The organism is Cupriavidus sp. F041 (genome assembly GCF_057814235.1).
In genome coordinates this window covers 99,751-122,551 of the sequence record NZ_JBVASY010000002.1, presented here as the reverse complement: position 1 = coordinate 122,551, position 22,801 = coordinate 99,751, and the positions used below count along the sequence as shown (strand labels likewise).

Annotated in this window: 21 protein-coding genes; 16 read left to right on the top strand and 5 right to left on the bottom strand. The window is 64.9% G+C overall.

Annotation, left to right across the window (positions count from 1 at the left end):
• Positions 1–281: 281 nt before the first annotated feature.
• From uvrA to ACZY0R_RS17570, 3 genes are all read left to right on the top strand, one after another.
• Positions 282–3,146 carry an excinuclease ABC subunit UvrA gene (gene uvrA / locus ACZY0R_RS17580; protein WP_488859954.1) on the top strand — a complete coding sequence of 955 codons (2,865 nt, stop codon included), beginning with the start codon at positions 282–284 and terminating at the stop codon, positions 3,144–3,146.
• Between the two features lie 9 nt (positions 3,147–3,155).
• Complete coding sequence (locus ACZY0R_RS17575; RefSeq protein WP_488859952.1) at positions 3,156–3,509, top strand: hypothetical protein; 354 nt, start codon at positions 3,156–3,158, stop codon at positions 3,507–3,509.
• A gap of 106 nt (positions 3,510–3,615) precedes the next feature.
• On the top strand, positions 3,616–4,101 hold the full coding sequence (locus tag ACZY0R_RS17570) for an adenosine-specific kinase (RefSeq protein ID WP_045241328.1): 486 nt from the start codon (positions 3,616–3,618) through the stop codon (positions 4,099–4,101).
• Positions 4,102–4,122: 21 nt separating this feature from the next.
• Here ACZY0R_RS17570 and ACZY0R_RS17565 read toward each other — a convergent pair whose 3' ends face one another.
• Together ACZY0R_RS17565 and ACZY0R_RS17560 are read right to left on the bottom strand one after the other, a co-directional pair.
• Positions 4,123–5,808 (bottom strand): Na/Pi cotransporter family protein, encoded by a 1,686-nt coding sequence (locus ACZY0R_RS17565; RefSeq protein ID WP_045241329.1) that lies wholly within the window; start codon positions 5,806–5,808, stop codon positions 4,123–4,125.
• 220 nt (positions 5,809–6,028) lie between these two features.
• On the bottom strand, positions 6,029–6,601 hold the full coding sequence (locus tag ACZY0R_RS17560) for an adenine phosphoribosyltransferase (protein ID WP_045241330.1): 573 nt from the start codon (positions 6,599–6,601) through the stop codon (positions 6,029–6,031).
• Between the two features lie 166 nt (positions 6,602–6,767).
• Between ACZY0R_RS17560 and ACZY0R_RS17555 the strand changes: the two genes are divergently transcribed.
• A complete protein-coding gene (locus ACZY0R_RS17555) occupies positions 6,768–7,346 on the top strand; it encodes a DJ-1/PfpI family protein (RefSeq protein ID WP_035868352.1) in 579 nt (192 codons plus the stop codon).
• Positions 7,347–7,407: 61 nt separating this feature from the next.
• Complete coding sequence (locus ACZY0R_RS17550; RefSeq protein WP_045241331.1) at positions 7,408–7,791, top strand: ribbon-helix-helix domain-containing protein; 384 nt, start codon at positions 7,408–7,410, stop codon at positions 7,789–7,791.
• Between the two features lie 24 nt (positions 7,792–7,815).
• Here the strand turns inward: ACZY0R_RS17550 and ACZY0R_RS17545 are convergent, their stop codons facing one another.
• Positions 7,816–9,795: a monovalent cation:proton antiporter family protein gene (locus tag ACZY0R_RS17545; RefSeq protein WP_045241332.1), complete on the bottom strand. Its 1,980-nt coding sequence runs from the start codon at positions 9,793–9,795 to the stop codon at positions 7,816–7,818.
• A 150-nt stretch (positions 9,796–9,945) separates the two neighbouring features.
• Here ACZY0R_RS17545 and ACZY0R_RS17540 point away from each other — a divergent pair, with 150 nt between their 5' ends.
• The 11 genes from ACZY0R_RS17540 to ACZY0R_RS17490 all read left to right on the top strand — a co-directional run bounded on the left by ACZY0R_RS17540 (position 9,946) and on the right by ACZY0R_RS17490 (position 19,469).
• Positions 9,946–10,929: a KpsF/GutQ family sugar-phosphate isomerase gene (locus tag ACZY0R_RS17540; protein WP_488859948.1), complete on the top strand. Its 984-nt coding sequence runs from the start codon at positions 9,946–9,948 to the stop codon at positions 10,927–10,929.
• A 15-nt stretch (positions 10,930–10,944) separates the two neighbouring features.
• Positions 10,945–11,568 carry an LPS export ABC transporter periplasmic protein LptC gene (gene lptC, locus ACZY0R_RS17535; RefSeq protein ID WP_488859946.1) on the top strand — a complete coding sequence of 208 codons (624 nt, stop codon included), beginning with the start codon at positions 10,945–10,947 and terminating at the stop codon, positions 11,566–11,568.
• A 189-nt stretch (positions 11,569–11,757) separates the two neighbouring features.
• A complete protein-coding gene (lptA, locus tag ACZY0R_RS17530) occupies positions 11,758–12,402 on the top strand; it encodes a lipopolysaccharide transport periplasmic protein LptA (protein ID WP_488859944.1) in 645 nt (214 codons plus the stop codon).
• A gap of 36 nt (positions 12,403–12,438) precedes the next feature.
• Positions 12,439–13,224 carry an LPS export ABC transporter ATP-binding protein gene (gene lptB / locus ACZY0R_RS17525; protein WP_045241335.1) on the top strand — a complete coding sequence of 262 codons (786 nt, stop codon included), beginning with the start codon at positions 12,439–12,441 and terminating at the stop codon, positions 13,222–13,224.
• Positions 13,225–13,371: 147 nt separating this feature from the next.
• A complete protein-coding gene (locus ACZY0R_RS17520; protein ID WP_488866006.1) occupies positions 13,372–14,847 on the top strand; it encodes an RNA polymerase factor sigma-54 in 1,476 nt (491 codons plus the stop codon).
• Between the two features lie 49 nt (positions 14,848–14,896).
• Entirely contained in the window at positions 14,897–15,247 is a 351-nt protein-coding gene (gene hpf / locus ACZY0R_RS17515) for a ribosome hibernation-promoting factor, HPF/YfiA family (RefSeq protein ID WP_006159435.1), read from the top strand.
• Between the two features lie 381 nt (positions 15,248–15,628).
• Entirely contained in the window at positions 15,629–16,084 is a 456-nt protein-coding gene (gene ptsN, locus ACZY0R_RS17510) for a PTS IIA-like nitrogen regulatory protein PtsN (RefSeq protein ID WP_006159436.1), read from the top strand.
• Positions 16,085–16,162: 78 nt separating this feature from the next.
• Positions 16,163–17,134 (top strand): HPr(Ser) kinase/phosphatase, encoded by a 972-nt coding sequence (hprK, locus tag ACZY0R_RS17505; protein ID WP_006159437.1) that lies wholly within the window; start codon positions 16,163–16,165, stop codon positions 17,132–17,134.
• Between the two features lie 174 nt (positions 17,135–17,308).
• A complete protein-coding gene (locus ACZY0R_RS17500; protein WP_488859941.1) occupies positions 17,309–17,695 on the top strand; it encodes a PsiF family protein in 387 nt (128 codons plus the stop codon).
• 110 nt (positions 17,696–17,805) lie between these two features.
• Positions 17,806–18,723 carry an RNase adapter RapZ gene (rapZ, locus tag ACZY0R_RS17495; protein ID WP_488859939.1) on the top strand — a complete coding sequence of 306 codons (918 nt, stop codon included), beginning with the start codon at positions 17,806–17,808 and terminating at the stop codon, positions 18,721–18,723.
• 65 nt (positions 18,724–18,788) lie between these two features.
• A complete protein-coding gene (locus ACZY0R_RS17490) occupies positions 18,789–19,469 on the top strand; it encodes an LON peptidase substrate-binding domain-containing protein (RefSeq protein WP_488859937.1) in 681 nt (226 codons plus the stop codon).
• Between the two features lie 28 nt (positions 19,470–19,497).
• Here the strand turns inward: ACZY0R_RS17490 and mutY are convergent, their stop codons facing one another.
• The gene (mutY, locus tag ACZY0R_RS17485; RefSeq protein ID WP_488859935.1) at positions 19,498–20,670 is read right to left on the bottom strand and encodes an A/G-specific adenine glycosylase; all 1,173 of its coding nucleotides are present in this window, start codon (positions 20,668–20,670) and stop codon (positions 19,498–19,500) included.
• 91 nt (positions 20,671–20,761) lie between these two features.
• Positions 20,762–22,705, bottom strand: coding sequence for a dynamin family protein (locus ACZY0R_RS17480; protein WP_488859933.1), 1,944 nt, complete (start codon positions 22,703–22,705; stop codon positions 20,762–20,764).
• Positions 22,706–22,801 lie beyond the last annotated feature (96 nt).

Genomic DNA, 22,801 nt, shown 5'->3' with positions numbered 1-22,801 from the left:
CCTGACAACCCTCAGCAGCATGCCGGATGTGGGCATTGCAGGACACGTCTGATGGCCCATGCAACCCCCGGAAACCGAAGTTCGGTATATTAACAGGTTTGCTCCGCTGCGCTTTAGGGTCCGGATCGGACGCCGCAAGCCCCGGCGCAGGCTGGCAAAGCCCGGCCTGGGGCTGGCCTGAAGCCGGCGGCAGCCCTGCTGGCATGCTTTTTTCTTGAAATTCCGTGAGACCCGGCCTGTCGACCTGACCGGCGGCCCCGCCTGGCGAAGACAATCGGTATATGGAAGAAATTAGAATCCGTGGTGCCCGTACCCACAACCTGAAGAACATCAATCTCGATCTGCCGCGCAACAAGCTGATCGTGATTACCGGGCTGTCCGGATCGGGCAAGTCCTCCCTCGCCTTTGACACCCTGTATGCGGAGGGCCAGCGCCGCTATGTGGAGTCGCTGTCGGCCTACGCGCGCCAGTTCCTGCAGCTGATGGAAAAGCCGGACGTCGACCTGATCGAAGGACTCTCGCCGGCAATCGCCATCGAGCAGAAGGCCACCAGCCACAACCCGCGCTCAACAGTGGGAACGGTCACCGAGATCCACGACTACCTGCGCCTGCTGTACGCCCGCGCCGGTACGCCTTACTGCCCCGATCACAACCTGCCCTTGCAGGCGCAAAGCGTCTCGCAGATGGTGGATGCCGCGCTGGCGCTGCCGGAAGACACCAAGCTGATGATCCTTGCGCCGGTGGTGGCCAACCGCAAGGGCGAGCATTCCGACCTGTTCGACACCATGCAGGCGCAGGGCTTCGTGCGCTTTCGCGTGCGTTCGGGCGGCGGCACCACGCATGAGGCGCCGGCGGTAGTCTACGAGGTGGACGCGCTGCCCAAGCTGAAGAAGACCGAGAAACACTCCATCGAGGTGGTGGTGGACCGCGTCAAGGTGCGCCCCGACATCAAGCAGCGGCTGGCGGAATCGTTCGAGACCGCGCTGCGCCTGGCCGACGGCCGCGCCATCGCGCTCGAGATCGATACCAACCAGGAGCACGTGTTCAGCTCCAAGTTCGCCTGCCCGATCTGCTCGTACTCGCTCCAGGAACTCGAGCCGCGCCTGTTCTCGTTCAATAACCCGATGGGCGCCTGCCCGACCTGCGACGGCCTGGGCCAGATCACCTTTTTCGACCCCAAGCGGGTGGTGGCCTTCCCCAACCTGTCGCTGGCCTCGGGCGCCATCAAGGGCTGGGACCGCCGCAACCAGTTCTACTTCCAGATGCTGCAGAGCCTGGCGGCCTACTACGAGTTCGAACTCGATACGGCCTTCGAGGACCTGCCGGCCGAGGTGCAGGAAGTCGTGCTGCATGGCTCCGGCGAAGTGGAGATCCCGTTCACCTATATGAACGAGCGCGGCCGCACCACGGTGCGCGAGCATGCCTTCGAGGGCATCATCCCCAACCTGGAGCGGCGTTACCGCGAGACCGATTCGATCGCGGTGCGCGAGGAACTGGCCAAGTACCAGAACAACCAGCCCTGCCCCGCCTGCCATGGCACCCGCCTGCGCACCGAGGCGCGCCATGTCAAGCTGGGCGAAAACGACCAGGCGCGCGCCATCTACGAGATCAATGGCTGGCCGCTGCGCGACGCGCTCACGTATTTCCTTACGCTGGACATGCATGGCGCCAAGCGCGAGATCGCCGACAAGATCGTCAAGGAAATCAGCGCGCGCCTGAACTTCCTCAATAACGTGGGACTGGATTACCTGTCGCTGGAACGCAGCGCCGACACGCTGTCGGGCGGCGAGGCGCAGCGCATCCGGCTGGCTTCGCAGATCGGCTCGGGCCTGACCGGCGTAATGTATGTGCTGGACGAGCCGTCGATCGGCCTGCACCAGCGCGACAACGACCGCCTGATCGGCACCCTCAAGCACCTGCGCGATATCGGCAACTCCGTGCTGGTGGTCGAGCACGATGAAGACATGATCCGCGCCTGCGACTACGTGGTCGACATCGGCCCGGGCGCGGGCGTGCATGGCGGCATGATCGTCGCCGAAGGCACGCCTCTGCAGATCGAGCAATCGGCCAACTCGCTCACCGGCCAGTACATGTCCGGCGCGCGCCGCATCGAGGTGCCCAAGGAGCGGGCCGCGCCCGATGAGGAAAAGCTGCTGCGCATCATCAATGCCACCGGCAACAACCTGCGCAATGTCAGCGCCGATATCCCGGTGGGCCTGCTCACCTGCGTGACCGGCGTCTCCGGCTCGGGCAAGTCGACGCTGATCAACGACACGCTCTACCACGCGGTGGCGCGCCACCTGTACGGCTCCACCGCGGAGCCCGCGGCGCACGACCGCATCGACGGGCTGGAGCACTTCGACAAGGTCATCAACGTTGACCAGAGCCCGATCGGCCGTACCCCGCGCTCAAACCCCGCCACCTACACCGGCCTGTTCACGCCGATTCGCGAGCTGTTCGCCGGCGTGCCCTCGGCCAAGGAGCGCGGCTACGATCCGGGCCGCTTTTCGTTCAACGTCAAGGGCGGCCGCTGCGAAGCCTGCCAGGGCGATGGCGTGATCAAGGTCGAGATGCACTTCCTCCCCGACGTGTACGTGCCTTGCGACGTCTGCCACGGCAAGCGCTACAACCGCGAAACGCTGGAGGTGCTCTACAAGGGCAAGAACATCCACGAAGTGCTCGACATGACGGTGGAACAGGCACACGAGTTCTTCCTGGCGGTGCCCGTGGTGCGGCGCAAGCTGAAGACGCTGCTCGATGTCGGCCTCGGCTACATCCGCCTGGGCCAGTCCGCGACTACGTTGTCGGGCGGCGAGGCGCAGCGCGTCAAGCTGTCGCTGGAACTGTCAAAGCGCGACACCGGCCGCACGCTCTACATCCTGGACGAGCCCACCACGGGCCTGCACTTCCACGATATCGAGCTGTTGCTCAAGGTCATCCACAAGCTGCGCGACCAGGGCAATACGGTGGTCATCATCGAGCACAACCTCGACGTGATCAAGACCGCCGACTGGCTGCTCGACATGGGCCCCGAAGGCGGCGCCGGCGGCGGCCAGGTGATCGCCAAGGGCACGCCGGAAGCCGTGGCCGGGAGCAAGGCCAGCTTTACCGGCAAGTACCTGGCGCCGCTGCTCGAGCGCCGCTGAGTGGGTGCCGTGCGCCTGGGTACCCGCCTGATCCTTTGCGCCTGGCAATGTGCGCTGCTGCTCGGCGGCGCCATTGCCGCCAGCCCGGCCGCGGCGCAGGCGACCGTCACACCGATCGACCTGGCCGCGCCGCAGGCGCGCGCGCTCGAAGAGCCGGCCGCGCCAGCGGCATCGGCCGCACCCGCGCAAGCCGCCCGGCCAGCGGAGCCTGCCAGCGCGGCCCAGGCAGCAGGCAAGGCCGGCGGCGAGGGTTTTACCGTGTCCTTGACGACAGGCGGCGCGCTCCTGCTCGCGGCTATCGCAATCATGCTCCGGCACATGCGAAGCCGGCGCCGCAACGGCGCGTCCCCGCCGGGCAAGTAGTCCCGCGCGGCACCTTGCATTCGACCCTGCCCGGCCTACCATAGACTGCGAAGGGCCATTCGAAGCCGATCTGACGACTGACGCAGGCCAACGCAGGAGCACGGCCATGGAGTTCATCGTAGTGCCGGTCACCAAGCCCGAGGCGACCAATTTCATCTTTGGACAGTCGCATTTCATCAAGACCGTGGACGATATCCACGAGGCGCTCGTCGGCGCGGTGCCGGGTATCCGCTTCGGCCTGGCGTTCTGCGAGGCCTCGGGCAAGCGCCTGGTGCGCTGGTCCGGCACCGACGATGCCATGATCGACCTGGCCTGCGAGAACGCGATGGCGATCGGCGCCGGCCACAGCTTCCTGCTGTTTCTTGGCGATGGCTTCTATCCCGTCAATGTGCTGACCGCGGTGCGCGCGGTGCCGGAGGTATGCAGGATCTACTGCGCCACGGCCAACCCGACCGAAGTGGTGGTGGCGCAGACCGCGCTGGGGCGCGCGGTGCTTGGCGTGGTCGATGGCGCTTCGCCGCTCGGGCTGGAAACCGAGCTCGACATTGCGTGGCGGCGGGACCTGCTTCGGGAGATCGGCTACAAGCTGTAGCCGACCCTTCGCGCAGGCCCTTCAGTGCGCCTGCGCGGACGGCAATGCCCGCGCAGGCGGCTCGCCATCGTCTTCCTTCATGCGGCTGCGATTAAGCACGCCAGCCTCTTCCAGCACCGGATAAGCAGTGGCGCAGAACAGCGAATTCAGGCGCTTCAGGTCGCTGATCACATCAAGGTGAAGCGAGCTGGTCTCGATGCTCTCGGCGGTCTGCACGGCGATGCGCTGCAGATGGCTGCGGGCGAACTTGCGCTCCAGATCGCGGAAGGTGGCCTTCTCGGCCATCAGCTGCTGCGCGCTTTTCAGGTCACCGGAGAGGAACACCGACAGCCCCAGGCGCAGGTTGGCCACGACGCGCGCGTGCATCTGCGAGATCTCCTGCATGCCCGCTTCCGAGAACGCCAGGTTATGGGCGATCTTCTTGTCGCGCGCGTCCTGCAGGATGCGTTCGATGATGTCCCCGGCGTGTTCGAGGTTGATGGTGAGCGAGATGATTTCAGTCCAGCGCCGGCCATCGCGCTCGTCCAGCGCTTCGAGGCTGATCTGGGTCAGGTAGAGCTTGATCGCGGTATAGAGATCGTCCACCTCGTCGTCGATGCGGCAGGTGGCGGTGGCCAGCTTGGCATCGTTGGTGCGCAGCACGCGCAGCATATTGTCCAGCATCTGCTCGATGCGGTCGCCGATGCGCAGCACTTCGCGCGCGGCATTGGACAGCGCCAGCGCGGGCGTGGGCAGCGCGGCCGGATCAAGGTGGCGCGGAGTGACCTGGCTGTCGCCGGTATTGCGGCCCGGCAGCACCTTTTCACACAGGCGTGCCAGCGGACCGGTGGCGCCCAGCAGCAGCACCGCCAGCGCCACGTTGAACAGTAGGTGGAAATTGACCACCAGCCGCTGCGGATCGGCATCGACCAGCTCCAGCAGGTGCTCGGCCTGCCCCAGCAAAGGCAGCGCGATCACGCAGCCGAGCAGCCGCGACAGCAGGTTCCCCAGGGTGACGCGCTTGCCGGGCTGGTTATTGCCGGAGGTGGTCAGCAGCGCGGAGATGCCGGAGCCCAGGTTGGCGCCCAGCACCAGCGCCATCGCCACATGCAGCGACACCACTCCGGCCGAGGCCAGCGCCCCGCAGAACAGCACTACCGCCAGGCTGGAATAGCACAGGATGGTGAGGAAGGCGCCGATCAGCATATCCAGCGTGGGATCGCCGGTGAGCGTACCGAACAGCACCTTGACTCCGGCGGCCTGCACCACGGGCCGGGTGGCGATGGAAATCAGCTCGAGCGCCAGCGTGATCAGCCCGAGGCCGATCAGCACGCGGCCCACGTGGCCGGGCTTGTTGCCCTTCCAGGACAAATGCAGGATCACGCCGACGAAAATCAGCAGCGGCGACAGCCACGAGAGGTCCAGCGAAAACACCTGCACCATGAGCGCGGTGCCGACGTTGGCGCCCAGCATGATGGCCAGCGCCGGGGCCACGGCGATCAGGCCCTGGCCCACGAAGGAACTGACGATGACCGCGGTTGCGTTGCTGCTCTGGACAAGCCCGGTCACGCCGAGGCCGGCGGCAAACGCCGTGAAGCGGTTGGAGATGCTGGAGGAGAGCACGTGGCGCAAGTTGGCGCCATACACGCGCAGGATGCCGACCTTGACGATGTTGGTGCCCCACACCAGCAGCGCCACGCCAGAGAGCAAATGAAGTAGTACGCCCATGGTCCGCCCTTATGTGACCGGTACCTCCATCGCTTGCAGACGCAAATGCAGATAAGCAAATGCAGATCGCACGATTCCGCCCGGCCATCGTATCGTTGTCAATGGGGCATTATGCTCCCGCGTGCATGTGCGGGCAACGCCATGGGCGCATGGCCTGGAAGGGCCGCAATACCGCGCCCCGCCTGGGATGGGCGGAGCGCGGATGATCCCTGGCCAGGCGTCAGTGTCCGTCGAAGCGGCAAACCGTGAACAGCGGCAGGCCGCTGTCGAGCAGGTGGCGCGAGCCTCCCAGCTCGGGCAGGTCGACGATGGCGGCGCCCTCCACCACTGTGGCGCCCAGGCGTTCCAGCAGCTTGCGGCCGGCCATCATGGTGCCGCCGGTGGCGATCAGGTCATCCACCAGCAGCACGCGGTCGCCGGGCTTGCAGGCATCGGCGTGGATTTCGACCGTGGCGCTGCCATATTCGAGCTCGTACTCCTCCGCCACGGTCTGGAAGGGCAGCTTGCCCTTCTTGCGGATGGGCACGAAGCCAAGGTTGAGTTCGTAAGCCAGGATGGCGCCGAGGATAAAGCCGCGTGCGTCGATGCCTGCCACCATGTCAAGCCGGGTGTCCATATAGCGGTGCACGAAGACATCGATCAGCACGCGCAGCGACTTGGGGTCCTGCAACAGCGGCGTGATGTCGCGGAACATGACGCCGGGCTGCGGCCAGTCCGGCACGGTACGGATGCGTTCGCGCAGGTAGTGGGTGACGTCGCCAAGGGCGGACGACTGGATGGTGGTATTGGGCATGGGGACTCGGTCGGACAGCCAGCCGCGGCGGCAGGCTGAATGCGGTAATGGGTTACTACCCGGGCAGCCGCAAACGGCAACACAATGGGCACAAGGCTCAGGCGGGCCGCACGGGCATTCCGGTGCGGCCCCCGGCCTGACAGCCGTAACCATACAGGAGACCGCGATGGCAAAAAAGATCTTGATGCTGGTCGGCGACTATGCCGAAGACTATGAAACCATGGTGCCGTTCCAGGCCCTGCAGATGGTGGGCCACACGGTCCACGCGGTGTGTCCGGACAAGGCGGCCGGCGCCAGCTGCCCCACCGCCATCCACGATTTCGAGGGCGACCAGACCTACAGCGAGAAGCGCGGGCACAATTTTGCGCTGAACGCGAGCTTTGCCGATATCGATCCGGCAGCCTACGACGGGCTGGTGATCCCCGGCGGCCGCGCCCCCGAATACCTGCGCCTGAACGAACGGGTGCTGGAGATCGTGCGTCACTTCGCCAGCGCCAACAAGCCGATCGCCGCTGTGTGCCACGGCGCCCAACTGCTGGCCGCGGCCGGCGTGCTGGAAGGCCGGACCTGCTCGGCCTATCCGGCCTGCGCGCCCGAAGTACGCCTGGCCGGCGGCAAGTACGCCGACATCCCGGTCGACCAGGCACACACCGATGGCAACCTCGTGACCGCCCCGGCATGGCCCGCGCATCCGGCCTGGCTGGCGCAGTTCCTTGCGGTCCTGGGCACCCGGATCGTACATTAGAGACTTCCGAACGCGGCCCGCGAGCATACCCTCGCGGGCCGCCACGCACGGGAGTTGTTCTATGTGTGAAATCTTCATCCGGGCCAACCCGCAGTCGTACGAGGGCCAGTCGCGCTCCCTGCGGCTGCACGGGGTGGCCACCAGCATCCGGCTGGAAAGCCTGTTCTGGGAAGTGCTCGAAACGCTGGCGCGGCGCGACGGCATGAGCGTGGGCCAGCTCATCACCCGGCTGCACGACGAACTGACGGCGTACCGGGGCGAGGCGGCGAACTTCACGTCATTCCTGCGCGTGTGCTGCCTGCGCTACCTGCTGCTACAAGGCGAAGGCCGCATTCCCGCCGATCAGAGCGTGCCGGTCGGCTCGCTCGATGCGCGGGCCGTGCTGGAAGGCCTGCCGCCATCCTGGGCGGAAGCGGCGCGCCCGGCCAGCCGCGCGGCGGCATAAGGCTGCATTCCCTGCCGCGGCGTCTCAACCGGCCAGCATGCGCTGCTCGGCCGCCTCCAGCGCCTCGGGCTGCCCGCGCAGCACCACGATATCGCCCGGCTCCAGCACGGTTTCCGGCTGCGGATCGAACGCGCGGATGCCGCGTCGGCGCACCGCCGTCACCTCCACCCCGATGCGGTCCAGCCCTAGCGCGCCCAGCCGCCGCCCTATCGCCGTGGCCTCGGGGCCGAGCGAGACCGACTGCAGCCGCACCGACTCACGCTCGACCATATCCTCCTCGTCGTCGCGTCCGTGGAAGTAGCCCCTCAGCAGGCTGTAGCGCGCATCGCGCGCCTGCTGCACGCCGCGCACCACCCGCCGCATCGGCACACCCAGCAGCACCAGGGCGTGCGAGGCCAGCATCAGGCTGCCCTCGATGCTTTCCGGCACCACCTCGGTGGCGCCCGCCTTCTGCAAGATGTCGAGCTCCGAGTCGTCCATGGTACGCACGATGACGGGGAGCGCCGGCTCCAGCTCCTGCACGTGGTGCAGCACCTTGAGGGCGGAGGGCGTGTTGTTATAAGTGACGATCAAGGCAGCCGCCCGATGCAGGCCCGCCGCGATCAGCGCCTCGCGCCGGCCCGCGTCGCCGTACACCACCGTGTCGCCCGCGGCGGCGGCCTCGCGCACCCGATCCGGGTCAAGGTCGAGCGCCACGTAGGTGATGCCCTCCCGCTCCAGCATATGCGCCAGGTTCTGGCCGCTGCGGCCGAAGCCGCAGATGATGGCGTGCTTTTCGGTCTGCAGGCTCTGCGCCGCGATGCGCGTCATATTGAGCGACTGCATCAGCCATTCGTTGGCGGCAAAGCGCAGCACGATGGCGTCGCTGTACTGGATCAGGAACGGCGCCGCCAGCATCGACAGCAGCATGGAGGCCAGGATGACCTGGATCAGCACCGGATCGACTAGGTTCAGGCCGTCGATCTGGTTAAGCAGCACGAAACCGAACTCGCCAGCCTGCGCCAGCCCCAGGCCGGTGCGGATCGCTACCCCCTGGCGCGAGCCGAATAGGCGCGCCAGGCCGGCGATCAGCAGCAGCTTGAAGATGATCGGCACGATCAGCAACACCAGCACCAGCCACAGGTGATCCAGCACCACGTGAATATTGAGCAACATGCCGATGGTGACGAAGAACAGCCCCAGCAGCACATCGCGGAAGGGCTTGATGTCCTCCTCCACCTGATGGCGGTACGGCGTCTCGGAGATCAGCATGCCGGCGATGAAGGCCCCCAGCGCCATCGACAGGCCCAGCCGCTCGGTCAGCGCCGCCATGCCCAGCGTGACCAGCAGCAGGTTGAGCATGAACAGTTCCTGCGACCGGCGCGCCGCCACCACATGGAACCAGCGGCTCATGACCCGCTTGCCGACAAAAAAGATCAGGCTCAGGGCCGCCACGATCTTGACCGTGGCCAGGCCGAGCGCCATCGCCATGTCGCCGGGTTCGCGCGACAGCGCCGGAATCACGATCAGCAGCGGCACCACCGCCAGGTCCTGGAACAGCAGGATGCTGATGATATTGCGCCCGTGCTCGCTTTCCAGCTCCAGCCGCTCCGACAGCATCTTGGAGACGATCGCGGTGGACGACATGGCCAGCGCGCCGCCCAGCGCCACCGAAGCCTGCCAGGACAGCGGAAACAGCCAGTTGAACGCCCAGCTCGCCGGTATCACCACCAGCAGCGACAGCACCACCTGCGAGCCGCCCAGGCCGAATACCTGCCGTTTCATGGCTTTGAGCTTGCCCAGGCTGAACTCCAGCCCGATCGAGAACATCAAAAAGACCACGCCAAACTCGGCCAGGTATTTGGTCTGCGCGGTATCGCTGGCCAGGCCGAGCGCGTGCGGCCCGATCAGGATGCCGACGACCAGGTACCCCAGCATCGGCGGCAATTGCAGCATGCGAAAGGCGACCACGCCGAACACGGCGGCGGCCAGCAGCACAAGGGTCAGGTCCAGCGGAGAGTGCATCGGAAGGATCAGGGTACGCCACCACCGGGCCAGGACAACCCGGCTCGGGCGGCCCTGCCGGCGGATTGCGGCAAGCACGGCAGCCGCCCCGGCCGCCCGATCCCAGGAACAGCCCAAGCGCCATCGCATTCGTTGGTATACTTCGTCGCCATGATAGCTAATTTCAATGCGGATCGAGCACTTCGGCTCGCTCGCGAGACCCTCCAGATCGAAGCCGATGCCGTCGCCGCCCTCGCGGGCCGCCTGGACGGCGAATTTGCGCAGGCCGTGCAACTCACTCTGAATTGCAGCGGACGCGTCGTCGTGTCGGGCATCGGCAAGTCGGGACACATCGGCCGCAAGGTCGCGGCCACGCTGGCATCGACCGGCACGCCGGCCTTTTTCGTGCACCCGGCCGAGGCCAGCCATGGCGACCTGGGCATGGTCACGCGCGACGATGTGCTGATTGCCTTTTCCAATTCCGGAGAGACCGCCGAACTGCTGTCGATCGTGCCAATCGTCAAGCGCATCGGCGCCAAGCTGATCTCCGTGACCGGCAACCCCGCCTCCACGCTGGCCAAGCTGGCCGACGCCCACCTCAACGCCGGAGTGGAGAAAGAGGCCTGCCCGCTTAACCTGGCCCCCACCGCCAGCACCACCGCCGCGCTGGCGATGGGCGATGCGCTAGCGGTGGCGGTGCTGGACGCGCGCGGCTTCGGCGAGGAAGACTTTGCCCGCTCGCATCCGGGCGGCGCGCTCGGGCGCAAGCTGCTGACCCATGTGCGCGACGTCATGCGCAGCGGCAACGCGGTGCCCAAGGTACGCGAAAGCACGCCGCTGGCGCAGGCCCTGATGGAAATCACCCGCAAGGGCATGGCCATGACTGCGGTGGTGGATCCGGACGACCGCCTGATCGGCGTCTTCACCGACGGCGACCTGCGCCGCCTGCTGGAAACCCCTCGCGACTGGAAGACCGTGCCCATCAGCGAGGTGATGCACCGCTCGCCGCATACGGTGGGGCCGGACCAGCTGGCGGTGGAAGCCGTGCAGGTCATGGAGGCGAACCGCATCAACCAGATGCTGGTGGTCGATGCCGACCAGCGCCTGGTCGGTGCCCTGCACATCCACGACCTGACCCGCGCCAAGGTCATCTGAGGGCACGCACAAACTATGCGGGATATCCTGTCCTCCCTGAGCCGGCTAGGAATGCGCGCCTTGCCGCTGCTGTTGATGGCGCTAGTGGCGGGCAGCACTTTCTGGCTGGTGCAGGTCAATTCCCCGAAAGAAGCCGCCACCGGGCCGGTGGGCAAGAAGCATGAGCCCGATTACTACATGATCCGCTTCTCCGCCACCGAACTGGCCGAGGACGGCAACACCAAGATGCGGTTCACCGGCGACAAGATGATCCACTTCGAGGATGACCAGACCTACGAAGTGACGCGTCCGGCCATGCGGGCATACGAAATCGACCGGCCGCCCGTCACGGGCCACTCCGATCGCGGCACGATGAACGCGGAAGGCTCGGTGATCGACCTGTTCGGCAATGCCTTTATCGTGCGCGCCCAAGGGCCGGACCCGGCCAAGGATCCCCGGATGACAGCCGCCTCGGAGTACTTCCAGGTGCTGATCAATGATGACATCGTGAAGACCGATAAAGCCGTCAAGCTGACCCGCGGCCCGTCGGTGATGACGGCAAACGGGCTGATCTTCAACAATGTCACCCGCGAAGTACAATTGCTGGGTAACGTACGCGGCACCATTATTACGGGTCCGCCGGCGAGTCCCGCGAAGTAGCCCAGATAACAAAGACCCGAGAGGCTGTTGCCAGATGAAGCGAAGCAGTGCTGGCCAGGCGAGCGGGCGCAAACGGTACCCAGGCGGGTGCCGCCCGCGCAGCCCTGCCCGCTTTGCCCGGAAACAGCCGCCAGGAAACGAAGCCGCCCGCGGGCCACAGCCGTCCGCGCCAACCGCCATCACGCCAACATGAATTCATTCCTGACGACATCGTCCTGTCGCCGCCGCAGCACGGCCGCTTTGCTGACGCTGGCAGCCGTCCTCGGCCTCACGCTGGCCGCGCCCGCCAGCGCGGAGAAAGCCGACCGCGAGAAACCGCTGGTGCTGGAAGCCGACAACGCCAGCTATGACGACGTCAAGCAGGTTTATGTGCTGACTGGCAACGTGGTGCTGACCAAGGGCACCATGGTGCTGAAATCCGACGCGGCCGAAGTGCGCACCGATCCCGAGGGCTACCAGTACGCCGTGGCTACGTCCAAGGGCGGCAAGCAGGCTTATATCCGCCAGAAACGCGACAACGTCGACGAATACATCGACGGCTGGGGCGACCGCATTGAGTATGACGGCAAGCAGGAGTTGTCCAAGCTGATCAGCCGCGCACGCATGGCGCGGCTGGCCGGCGCCAAGCTGGTCGACGAGATCCGCGGCGCAGTGATCACCTACGACAGCCGCAACGAGTTCTACACCGCCAGCGGCGGCGCGGAGAACGCGACGGCGGGCAGCCCGTCCGGTCGCGTGCGCGCCGTGTTGTCGCCGCGCCAGGAGCAACCCGCCAGCGGCGCCGCCGGCGCCCCGCTGCCGCTCAAGCCTGCGCCCGCCCCCGTCAATCCCTGACGCCGCCGCGTCGCCCGATCCACGGATTCACCCTTCATGACCGTTACCCAAACCGCACCCTCCCAGCCCGCCACCCTGAAGGACAGCAGCACGCTGGTCGTGCGCCACCTGAAAAAGCGCTACGGCTCGCGCACAGTGGTCAAGGATGTGTCCCTCGACGTAAAGAGCGGCGAGGTGGTCGGACTGCTGGGGCCCAACGGCGCGGGCAAGACCACCTCCTTCTACATGATCGTGGGACTGGTGGCGCTGGACGAGGGCGACATCGTGCTCGACGACAAGCACATCAGCGGCCTGGCCATTCACGAACGAGCACGCATGGGCCTGTCCTACCTCCCGCAGGAAGCTTCGGTGTTCCGCAAGCTGAATGTGCAGGAGAACATCCGCGCGGTGCTGGAATTGCAGATCCAGGACGGCAAGCCACTTGGCAAGGCCGAACTCGAGCGCCGGCTGGACACGCTGCTCGATGACCTCCAGATTGCCCACCTGCGCGACAATCCGGCGCTTTCACTGTCAGGCGGCGAACGCCGCCGCGTGGAAATCGCCCGCGCCCTGGCCTCGGCGCCCCGCTTCATCCTGCTCGACGAGCCCTTCGCCGGCGTCGACCCGATCGCGGTGGGCGAGATCCAGCGCATCGTCAGCTTCCTCAAGGCGCGCAATATCGGCGTGCTGATCACCGACCACAACGTGCGCGAGACGCTGGGCATCTGCGATCACGCCTACATCATCAGCGAAGGCGCTGTGCTGGCCTCGGGCCGGCCTGAAGACATCATCGCCAACGAGTCGGTGCGCAAGGTCTACCTGGGCGAGAATTTCCGCATGTAACGCGGCGCACGGCAGCAAGCGGCAGCTGCGGCGACCTTGTGCCCAAGGTGGCCCCGGTGTCGCCTTTTACCCTGCAACGATCACGGCGTCATCAGCGATAGCAATTTCCGTTCCACCGGCACGGAAGTTGGGCATAAAATAGGTCGCATGAAACCGTCGCTACAGCTCCGCCTCTCGCAGCATCTCGCGCTTACGCCGCAACTCCAGCAGTCGATCCGGCTGCTGCAACTGTCCACGCTCGAACTGCAGCAGGAAGTGGAACAGGCGCTGACCGAGAACCCTTTGCTCGAACGCGAGAACGACTGGCTCGACAGCCCGTTGCGCGTTGCGGCCGACGGCTCGGTCAACATGCAGAGCGCTCCCGCGCCGGCGCCCGCCGACGGCCAGGGCACCAGCGAGAACCGCCCCGACGGCGCGCCCGAGGCCGAAGACAGCTATTCCGACAGCAACGAGGACTACGGCAACGACTGGAGCCTCGACGACTTCGCCCGCCGCCCGCAAGGCGACGACGACGAAAAGACCCCGATGCAGTTGCGCGACGCCGAACCCACGCTGCGCGAACATCTGATGGAACAGCTCGCGCCGCTGAAAATTTCGTTGCGCGACAAGGGGCTGGCCATCTTCCTGGTCGAGTCGCTGGACGACGACGGCTACCTGAGCGCCTCGCTCGAGGAAATCTGCAGCGAACTGCCGGAGGAACTCGAATTCGAGGTCGACGAGATCCAGGCCGTCCTTACCCTGCTGCAAAGCTTCGATCCGCCTGGTGTCGGCGCACGCAATGCGGCCGAATGCCTGGCGCTGCAATTGCGCCGCCTCAAGCATCCGCAGCGCGACCTGGCGCTGACCATTGTCACCAATCACCTGGAACTGCTCGCGGTGCGCGACTACACGCGCCTGAAAAAAGCGTTGCAGGTGGATGAGCCGGAACTGAAGTCGGCGCATGAACTGATCCGCTCGCTGGCGCCTTATCCAGGCCATGCGTACAGCCGTCCCGAAGCCGACTTCGTCGTGCCCGATGTTTTTGTCCGAAAACTGAATGGCGGCTGGATTGCGCAGCTCAATCCGGATGTGATGCCGCGGCTACGTATCAACGACATGTACGCACAGATATTGCGCGGTGCAAAAGGCGATGCGGGTGCCGCGGGACTGCAGCAAAAACTGCAGGAGGCACGCTGGTTGATCAAGAATATCCAGCAAAGGTTCGACACGATATTGCGCGTTGCACAAGCAATTGTCGAACGTCAAAAGAACTTCTTCACCCACGGTGAAATTGCGATGCGCCCCTTGGTTTTGCGGGAGATTGCCGATACACTGGGTTTACACGAGTCCACCATCTCTCGGGTGACTACCAATAAATACATGGCAACGCCGATGGGGACTTTCGAGCTGAAGTATTTCTTCGGCAGTCACGTTTCCACAGAAACCGGCGGCGCGGCCTCGTCAACGGCAATTCGTGCGTTGATCAAGCAACTGATAGGAGCCGAAGACGCCAGGAATCCCTTGTCCGACAGCCGGATTGCCGAATTGCTCGGCGAGCAAGGCTTCGTAGTGGCACGGCGTACCGTTGCCAAATACCGCGAGGCGCTCAAGATTCCGGCAGTTACTCTCCGTAAGACTTTGTAGCCGAGTTGCATCGCCTGCCTGGTGCAACTCTTTCAGAAGGAGAAACGCTATGAACTTCAAGATCAGTGGACACCACTTGGACATCACGCCCCCGCTGCGTGAGTACGTGGAAACGAAACTGGAGCGTATCGTCAGGCATTTTGATCAAGTCATTGGCGTAAGTGTGCTGCTCTCTGTCGACAATACAAAAGAAAAGGACCGGCGGCAGTACGCGGAAATCAATCTACATCTCAAGGGCAAGGACATCTTTGTCGAAGCGCATCATGAAGACCTGTATGCCGCTATCGACGCGCTCGTCGACAAGCTCGACCGGCAGGTGATTCGCCATAAGGATCGCGTGCAAAGCCACGACCGCGAAGCGGTCAAGTATCAGATGGCCGCATCGCAGATGCAGCAATGACCGTGCCTGGTGGCCCACAGACCGGGCCGCCGGTGTCACTCCCTTGAAACCGGAATCAAGCCGCGCCCATAGCGCGGCTTTTTCGTTCCTGGCGCTCGCCCGGGACCACGCGGGGGATTCCGCAAGGCATATGGACCGGTGTATGCTGTGCAATACATAGTTCTTAGCCTCAACGATTTTTCCGTGCACGCGGCACCGCTTCCGCGCATCGGGTATTGCAATGCACAAGGCGGGGGCGGGCCTGCTCTATAATGGCCAGACGCCCGACACCGGCAGGGGGACACCCGGTGAAACTTCGGACCTTGGTTTTTTCTTCTTTTTTGCCCGGCGCGACGCCTCCCGGCCCCGGGCCTGCTTACTAGAAAACCCTGCGCATTCCACATGAATCGTTTGGCTAAATTGCTGCCACCCGGCAACATCAACCTCGACGTCAGCGTCACCAGCAAGAAGCGCGTGTTCGAACAGGCCGGGCTCCTCTTCGAGAACAACCATGGCGTGGCGCGCGCTACCGTGACCGACAACCTGTTCGCCCGCGAATCGCTGGGGTCCACTGGTCTTGGCGCCGGGGTTGCCATTCCGCATGGCCGCATCAAGGGACTGAAGCAGCCACTGGCTGCCTTCATGCGCCTGGCCGAGCCGATCCCCTTCGAATCTCCCGACGGCAAGCCGGTAGCGCTGCTGATCTTCCTGCTGGTACCCGAACAGGCCACCCAGCAGCATCTGGAGATTCTCTCGGAGATCGCCCAACTGCTGTCCGACCGCGAGATGCGCGAAGGACTGGCTACCCTGCCCACCCCCGATGACGTGCACCAGTTGCTGACGCAATGGCACCCCTGACCGGCCTCGGCGATCTTTACGCAGGCGAGCAGGGCAATTGTCCCCGCTGTCTGAAAGCTTGCTCCTGAAAGCACCCGCATGGAACTCACTGGCGTCACCTCGCAGTCGATCTTCGACGACAACGCAGCCGATATCAAACTCTCCTGGGTAGCCGGCCTGGAGGGCGCCGACCGGGCGTTCGATGTCGAGTTCGCACGTGAAGCCACTTCCGCGGCGGATCTCGTCGGCCACTTGAACCTGATCCACCCGAACCGGATCCAGGTCCTGGGCAAACCCGAGATCACTTATTACCAGCGTCTCGACGACGAGATGCGCAAGCGCCAGATGGGTGAGCTGATCCTGCTGGAACCGCCCTTCCTGGTGATTGCCGACGGCATGGAGCCGCCGCCCGACCTGGAACTGCGCTGCACGCGTTCCTCCACGCCCTTGTTCACCACGCCGGTGTCCTCGGCGGCGGTGATCGATCACCTGCGCCTCTACCTGTCGCGCATTTCCGCGCCGCGCGTGACCATGCACGGCGTATTCCTCGACATCCTCGGCATGGGCGTGCTGGTGATGGGTGAATCCGGCCTGGGCAAGAGTGAACTCGGCCTGGAGCTGATTTCACGCGGACATGGGCTGGTGGCGGACGATGCCGTGGATTTTGTCCGGCTCGGGCCCGATTTCATTGAAGGCCGCTGCCCGCCCCTGCTGCAAAACCTGCTTGAAGTGCGCGGCCTGGGCCTGCTCGACATCAAGACGATCTTTGGCGAGACCGCGGTGCGCCGGAAGATGAAGCTGAAACTGGTGGTGCAACTGGTGCGCCGCAACGACGGCGAATTCGAACGCCTGCCGCTTGATTCCCAGTATCTGGATGTGCTCGGCCTGCCCATCCACATGGTCAAGATCCAGGTGGCGGCCGGCCGAAATCTCGCCGTGCTGGTCGAGGCCGCCGTCCGCAACACCATCCTGCGCCTGCGCGGCATCGACACGCTGCGCGATTTCATGGACCGCCAGCGCGCCGCAATGCAAGCCGATGTGGCGTCGCGAGGCCAGGGCCGGCTACTCTAGGCAGCCAGCGCCGCGCCTGAGCTGTTTTCAATTGATTACATCCGTCCGCTCTTCCCTCGTCAACGCGTTTGGGGCACAGGCCGTTTTGTGCAGTAATGGGCATTGAACCCAGCCCGAGTTGCCGTGCCGACATGGCCAGCAGCCATGAAGTTTTCCACAGCCAGGAGAGCAAGCATGAAGAAAATGATCGCGATGTGCGTGCTGGTAGCCCCGCTTTTCGCCACCGGCGCCTTCGCCCAGAATGCACCGGCCGCAGCAACCGCAACGCCCGCAGCAACCGCAACGCCCGCGGCACCCGCAACTTCCGCAAAACCGGCAGCACCGGCGGCGCCCGCGGCGACAAATGCCCAACAGGACAAGATGAAGGCCTGCAATACGCAGGCCGCCGGCAAGAAGGGCGACGAGCGCAAGGCCTTCATGAGCGACTGCCTGTCCAACAAACCTGCCGCCGCTCCCGCCAAGAACAGCCAGCAGGAAAAGATGACGGCGTGCAACAAGGACGCTACCGGCAAGAAGGGCGACGAGCGCAAAGCCTTCATGAGCGAGTGCCTCTCCAAGTAAAGCCTCCGCGTCACTTACCATGCGGCCATGGCGAACCCTTCGGTTCGCCATTTTTGCTGGCGCCTCGCCGTCATGACGGCGTCATCACCTGATGTTATGCTTGTCATGCTATGCGCATCATACTTATCACCGGGATCTCCGGCTCCGGCAAATCCGTTGCCTTGAACGTACTGGAAGACGCAGGTTACTACTGCGTTGACAACCTGCCGGCTCAGTTTATTCCGGCGCTGGCTCACTATCTCGCAAGCCAGGGTTACACCCATCTTGGCGTCGCTACCGACATCCGCAGCCGCGAATCGCTGGACGAATTGCCCGGCACGCTGCGCAACCTAGCCTCCGAACACCAGGTCCGGGTGGTTTTCCTGACCGCCAATACGGATGCGCTGGTGCAGCGATACTCGGAAACGAGGCGGCGCCATCCGCTGTCGATGCGTATCGACAAGGCGGCCCTTTCGGCCAATGCCGAACCTGCGGGCGTTGCAGGCAATGCGCTCGATGCGCCATACAACGACACGTCCCTGATCGAAGCCATCGAGATGGAGCGTGAGCTGCTCAGCCCGCTGGCGGAGGCCGCGCACCGTATCGACACCAGCAACGTGCGCACCAATACGCTGCGCGCGTGGATCAAGGAATTCGTGCGCGGCGATGACCTGAAGCTCACCTTGTTGTTCGAATCGTTTGGCTTCAAGCACGGCGTACCCAGCGATGCCGACCTGGTGTTCGATGTCCGCTCGCTGCCCAACCCCTACTACGACCTGGCCCTGCGACCGCTGACCGGACGTGACGAGCCCGTGATCGACTTCCTGCAGAGCCAGCCGATGGTACTGGCCATGGCCGATGACATCCGTGCCTACGTGGAAAAGTGGCTGCCAAGTTTCATCGCGGACAATCGCAGCTACCTGACCGTCGCCATTGGCTGCACCGGCGGCCAGCACCGCTCCGTGTACATCGCTGAAAGACTTGCCAACTATTTTCGCGCCCATGGTAATGTGCTGGTGAGACACCGCGAGCTCGCACCGGGCGGCTGAACGCCGCAGCTGCAGGTTTCGCGGCCAGGCTCGGCAATTCCCGCCCGAAACTCTGCTGGCTCAGCATGTCCTCACACGCCACGCCCGGCCCATCCGCTTCGACCACCGCTTCGTCCGGTACATCGTCGGTACCGCCTGTGCTGGATGGCCTGCCGTTGTTTCCGCTGCACACCGTACTCTTTCCGGATGGCCTTCTGCCGCTGCGCGTTTTTGAAGCACGCTATGTGGATATGGTGCGCGCATGCATGCGCGATCACACACCCTTCGGCGTCTGCCTGATCGCCAGCGGCAACGAGGTAGCTCGCCCCAATGAGCCCACCATGCCCGAGACCATCGGCTGCCTGGCGGATATCGTCGACTGCAATATGGAGCAGCTTGGCGTGCTGTTGATCAGTGCGCGCGGGCGCCAGCGCTTCCGGCTGCTAGGCCACAGTGTGCGCGCCGATGGTTTGCTGGTGGGCCAGGCGGAATTGCTGCCGCCCGACATCATCGACTGCAAGCTTGAACTGCTGGGCGAATGCCTTGCTGTGCTGCGCCGTATCGTCGCCTCGCTCCACGCGGAGCATCCGGGCAAGCTTCCGTTTGCCGAGCCGTTCCTGTGGGATGACCCGAGCTGGGTGGCCAATCGGCTATGCGAGTTGCTGCCCGTGCCGCTCAAGGCCAAGCAGATGCTGATGGCGCTGCCGGACGCGGGGATGCGGATCGAGATCGTGCACAAGTACATGCGTCAACACCATATTCTCTGAGCCTCCCACGCGGCAAAGGGCTTTAGCTTTAGAACAATCCCCCCAACGCCTGTGCTTCGAGCAGCTTTCGTACCGGTGCCGGTGTGCCCACCGCATCGAGATCGTCCAGCGAGAGCCAGCGTAGCGCGGTGCCATTGACTGCGTCGTGGGCGGTCAGGCCGGTGACGTCCACGCGGATGGCGCGGATCAGCAGGCGGAAGTGGGTGAAGACGTGGGTGAGTTCGCCGACCATGCTGGCGGTGCCGGGCGTGCCGAAATCGCGGGCGCGTTCGAGGGCGGCGTCTTCGGCCAGTTCGGCATCGAAGGGCACGGTATCCACCGGCATTTCAGGCAGGCTCCAGAGGCCGCCCCAGATGCCGCTATCGGGTCGCAACGCCAGCAGGACTTCGCGGCCGCGCCGGACCAGCAGCATGACGGTGCTGCGCTCGGGAATGGCTGCACGCGGTTTCGGCGTGGGCAGCACGGCGGTCAGGCCGTCGCGTCGCGCCACGCAGTCGCTGACCAGCGGGCACGACGCTGCGGCAGCAAGGCAGGCCGGCTTGCCGCGCGAACAGACGGTGGCGCCGAGATCCATTACGCCCTGGGTGTAGGACACCATGTCCTCGGCCTGTCCAGGCCCCTTCGCGGGCAACACCTCCTCCGCGATTTGCCACATGCGGTTCTCCACCGCCTTGACGCCCGGATGGCCATGGATGCCGAAGAACCTGGCGAAGACGCGCTTGACGTTGCCGTCCAGGATGGGGGATCGCACGCCAGCACTGAAGGCGGCCACGGCCGCCGCGGTCGAGCGGCCGATGCCGGGCAGCGTCACCAGTACCTCGGGATCGGTAGGAAACACGCCGTCGTGCTCGCTCATCACGCTCTTGGCGCAGCGGTGCAGGTTGCGCGCGCGCGAGTAATAGCCAAGCCCCGCCCAGAGCGCCATCACCTCGTCCGCGCTAGCCTCAGCCAGAGCGGCAACGGTAGGCAGGCGGCCGACGAAACGCTGGAAATACTCGATCACCGCGCTGACCTGGGTCTGCTGCAGCATGATCTCCGACAACCAGATCCGGTAAGGGTCGCGGGTGTTCTGCCACGGCAAGTCATGGCGCCCGTGCAGGCGCTGCCAATCCACCACGCGCGTGGCGAAATCAGCGGGAACGGCGGTCAGCGAAAGATCGGCGGAAGAAACGGCAGGAGTAGCGGCTGGCTTGCGGGGCATCGGGAACGTGACGGGAAAGGCGGCAGCGCCGGAAGCGGCGGCGCGTCATGATACCGCCTTGCCGCCTCCGGCACCGCGCGCCGGCCGTGCTTCAGGCGGCGACGGCCCTGAGCTGGCCGTCTTCGGCGTCAGGCCGCAGGATCTGCCGGGAGAAGGATTCGATGCGTCCGCTGCGCTCGTCCAGCCCGTTCAGCACTTCCTCCAGCTGAGCGATGCGGCTTTCCAGCGTGTCGGTCGCCTCGTGGATGCGCTCGATCGAGTCGACCCGGCGACGCAGTTGCTTCTGATGCTCACGTACCTGCGCCTCCAGCGGCGTCATCACTGACTTGAGCCAGATCTCGATATCGCGGTTGAGATCGCGGAAGGTTTCCAGCACGCGGCTTGCAACAGTGGAGAACGCGTTTTGCACCAGTTGCGGACGCGAGCGGGTCAGCATGCTCATGGCGCCGAAGTGCGTCTGGGCCAGTGCCAGCGTCTGCTGCAGTTCGCTGACGTAGCGCGCGGTGACGAACTGGATCGGCGCCGGCAACGTAAAACCGTGCTCGGCATTGAAGCGGCGGTACATGCTGTCGGTGAGCTGGTGGAGCTGGACGATCTTCTGGTCAGCCTCGCTGACCAGTTCGCCTAGCCGGGCGAACAGCCCGTCCATGTCTTCGCGCATGCCGCGCGAGAAGAAGCGCTCCTTCATCTGCTCGCGGCGCTCGCGCATGGTATGGCGCACGTCGCGCAGTTGCAGGCTCTTGATGATGTCGGCGCTGTGACGACCGAACACAAGACGCAGCGCCTGGAACTTGGCGATGCTCTGCTCGAACTCTTCCTTCTCGGACTGCACACGCATCAGCATGTGCTTGACCATCGCGTGGTTCTTGCCGCGCAGGCCGCGCAGCTCGAACAACTGCTCGACGATGCTGCGGCGGCGACTCTGCAGCAATTGCTGCGCGCCACGCGCCATTTCCTCCACGGAACGCTGTACCTGGTCGGCGACGATCTCCCGCCGTTGCGGGATCAGTTGATCCGACAGGACGTGTTCGAATTGCGGCAGGCCGCTGCGCGCCAGCAAGTCGTCATCGTGCGTGACCTTGGCCACCAAGCCCTTCTGCGCCGACACCGGATAGACGCGCGACTCGTCGATCCCCAGCACCTGGGCGCTGTTGGTGACCTGGCGCGTAATCTCGGCCGCGGTCTCTGCCGGCGACTTGAGCGGGTCCCACAGACCGTCGATCTTGTTCAGCACCGCCAGGCAGCCCTTGCGGTGGCCGGCGCTCACATGGCTGCGCCAGAGATCCAGGTCGCTCTTGGTCACGCCGGCATCGGCGGCGAGCATGAACACCACGACATGCGCATCCGGAATCAGCCGCAACGTCAGTTCGGGCTCGGTGCCGATTGCGTTGAGACCTGGCGTGTCGAGGATCACCAGGCCCTGGCGCAATAGCGGATGCGGGAAATTGATAACCGCATGGCGCCAGCGGGAAATCTCCACCATGCCATCGGCATCGAGCGCGTAGGCGGCGTCAGGATCGTTCTCGCTATACAAGCCCAGCGACTCCGCCATCTCTCGGGTGACGCGGTTGGTCTCGATCACGTGCCGGAACGCATCTAGCATCCCATCCGGCGACGAAGGATCGAGCGGCACGGTATGCCAGTGCACGTCGACGTCGAGGAAATCGGCAGTGGAGGCTTCCTGCAGGCGCGTCTCGATCGGCAGCAGGCGGATGCACGGCGCCTCGGCCTCGTCGTAGCGCAGCTCGGTCGGGCACATCGTGGTGCGCCCGGCGGATGACGGCAGGATGCGCCGGCCATAGTCGGCAAAGAAAATGGCGTTGATCAGTTCGCTCTTGCCCCGCGAGAACTCCGCGATGAAGGCTACCTTGAGCCGGTCGCTCTTGAGCACGCCCTGGATGCGCTGGACGCGTTCGTCGGCCTGGGCGTCGTAGAGATCGTGCTGCTGCAGCCAGGAGCGGAATTCGGCCAGGGAATTGAGCACCCCGGTTCTCCAGGCGCCGTATTGTTCGAATTGAAGGGCGAGGGTTGTCATTGGCACTGGGATCGGCTTGGCGAAAAGCCCCCGCGACGGCGCTGCAGGCCTGGCGTCTTGATGTCCGATAGCCTGCACCCGGGCGGTGACATGGTG

Bases quoted from the DNA above. Each gene is read 5' to 3' on its own strand.
- ptsN (WP_006159436.1), top strand. From the start codon at position 15,629: ATGAATCGTTTGGCTAAATTGCTGCCACCCGGCAACATCAACCTCGAC.
- lptC (WP_488859946.1), top strand. From the start codon at position 10,945: ATGCGGGATATCCTGTCCTCCCTGAGCCGGCTAGGAATGCGCGCCTTG.
- ACZY0R_RS17570 (WP_045241328.1), top strand. From the start codon at position 3,616: ATGGAGTTCATCGTAGTGCCGGTCACCAAGCCCGAGGCGACCAATTTC.
- lptB (WP_045241335.1), top strand. From the start codon at position 12,439: ATGACCGTTACCCAAACCGCACCCTCCCAGCCCGCCACCCTGAAGGAC.
- hpf (WP_006159435.1), top strand. From the start codon at position 14,897: ATGAACTTCAAGATCAGTGGACACCACTTGGACATCACGCCCCCGCTG.
- ACZY0R_RS17490 (WP_488859937.1), top strand. From the start codon at position 18,789: ATGTCCTCACACGCCACGCCCGGCCCATCCGCTTCGACCACCGCTTCG.
- uvrA (WP_488859954.1), top strand. From the start codon at position 282: ATGGAAGAAATTAGAATCCGTGGTGCCCGTACCCACAACCTGAAGAAC.
- ACZY0R_RS17480 (WP_488859933.1), bottom strand. From the start codon at position 22,705: ATGACAACCCTCGCCCTTCAATTCGAACAATACGGCGCCTGGAGAACC.
- ACZY0R_RS17545 (WP_045241332.1), bottom strand. From the start codon at position 9,795: ATGCACTCTCCGCTGGACCTGACCCTTGTGCTGCTGGCCGCCGCCGTG.
- hprK (WP_006159437.1), top strand. From the start codon at position 16,163: ATGGAACTCACTGGCGTCACCTCGCAGTCGATCTTCGACGACAACGCA.
- mutY (WP_488859935.1), bottom strand. From the start codon at position 20,670: ATGCCCCGCAAGCCAGCCGCTACTCCTGCCGTTTCTTCCGCCGATCTT.
- ACZY0R_RS17555 (WP_035868352.1), top strand. From the start codon at position 6,768: ATGGCAAAAAAGATCTTGATGCTGGTCGGCGACTATGCCGAAGACTAT.
- rapZ (WP_488859939.1), top strand. From the start codon at position 17,806: ATGCGCATCATACTTATCACCGGGATCTCCGGCTCCGGCAAATCCGTT.
- ACZY0R_RS17565 (WP_045241329.1), bottom strand. From the start codon at position 5,808: ATGGGCGTACTACTTCATTTGCTCTCTGGCGTGGCGCTGCTGGTGTGG.
- ACZY0R_RS17560 (WP_045241330.1), bottom strand. From the start codon at position 6,601: ATGCCCAATACCACCATCCAGTCGTCCGCCCTTGGCGACGTCACCCAC.
- ACZY0R_RS17550 (WP_045241331.1), top strand. From the start codon at position 7,408: ATGTGTGAAATCTTCATCCGGGCCAACCCGCAGTCGTACGAGGGCCAG.
- ACZY0R_RS17540 (WP_488859948.1), top strand. From the start codon at position 9,946: ATGATAGCTAATTTCAATGCGGATCGAGCACTTCGGCTCGCTCGCGAG.
- lptA (WP_488859944.1), top strand. From the start codon at position 11,758: ATGAATTCATTCCTGACGACATCGTCCTGTCGCCGCCGCAGCACGGCC.
- ACZY0R_RS17500 (WP_488859941.1), top strand. From the start codon at position 17,309: ATGAAGAAAATGATCGCGATGTGCGTGCTGGTAGCCCCGCTTTTCGCC.
- ACZY0R_RS17520 (WP_488866006.1), top strand. From the start codon at position 13,372: ATGAAACCGTCGCTACAGCTCCGCCTCTCGCAGCATCTCGCGCTTACG.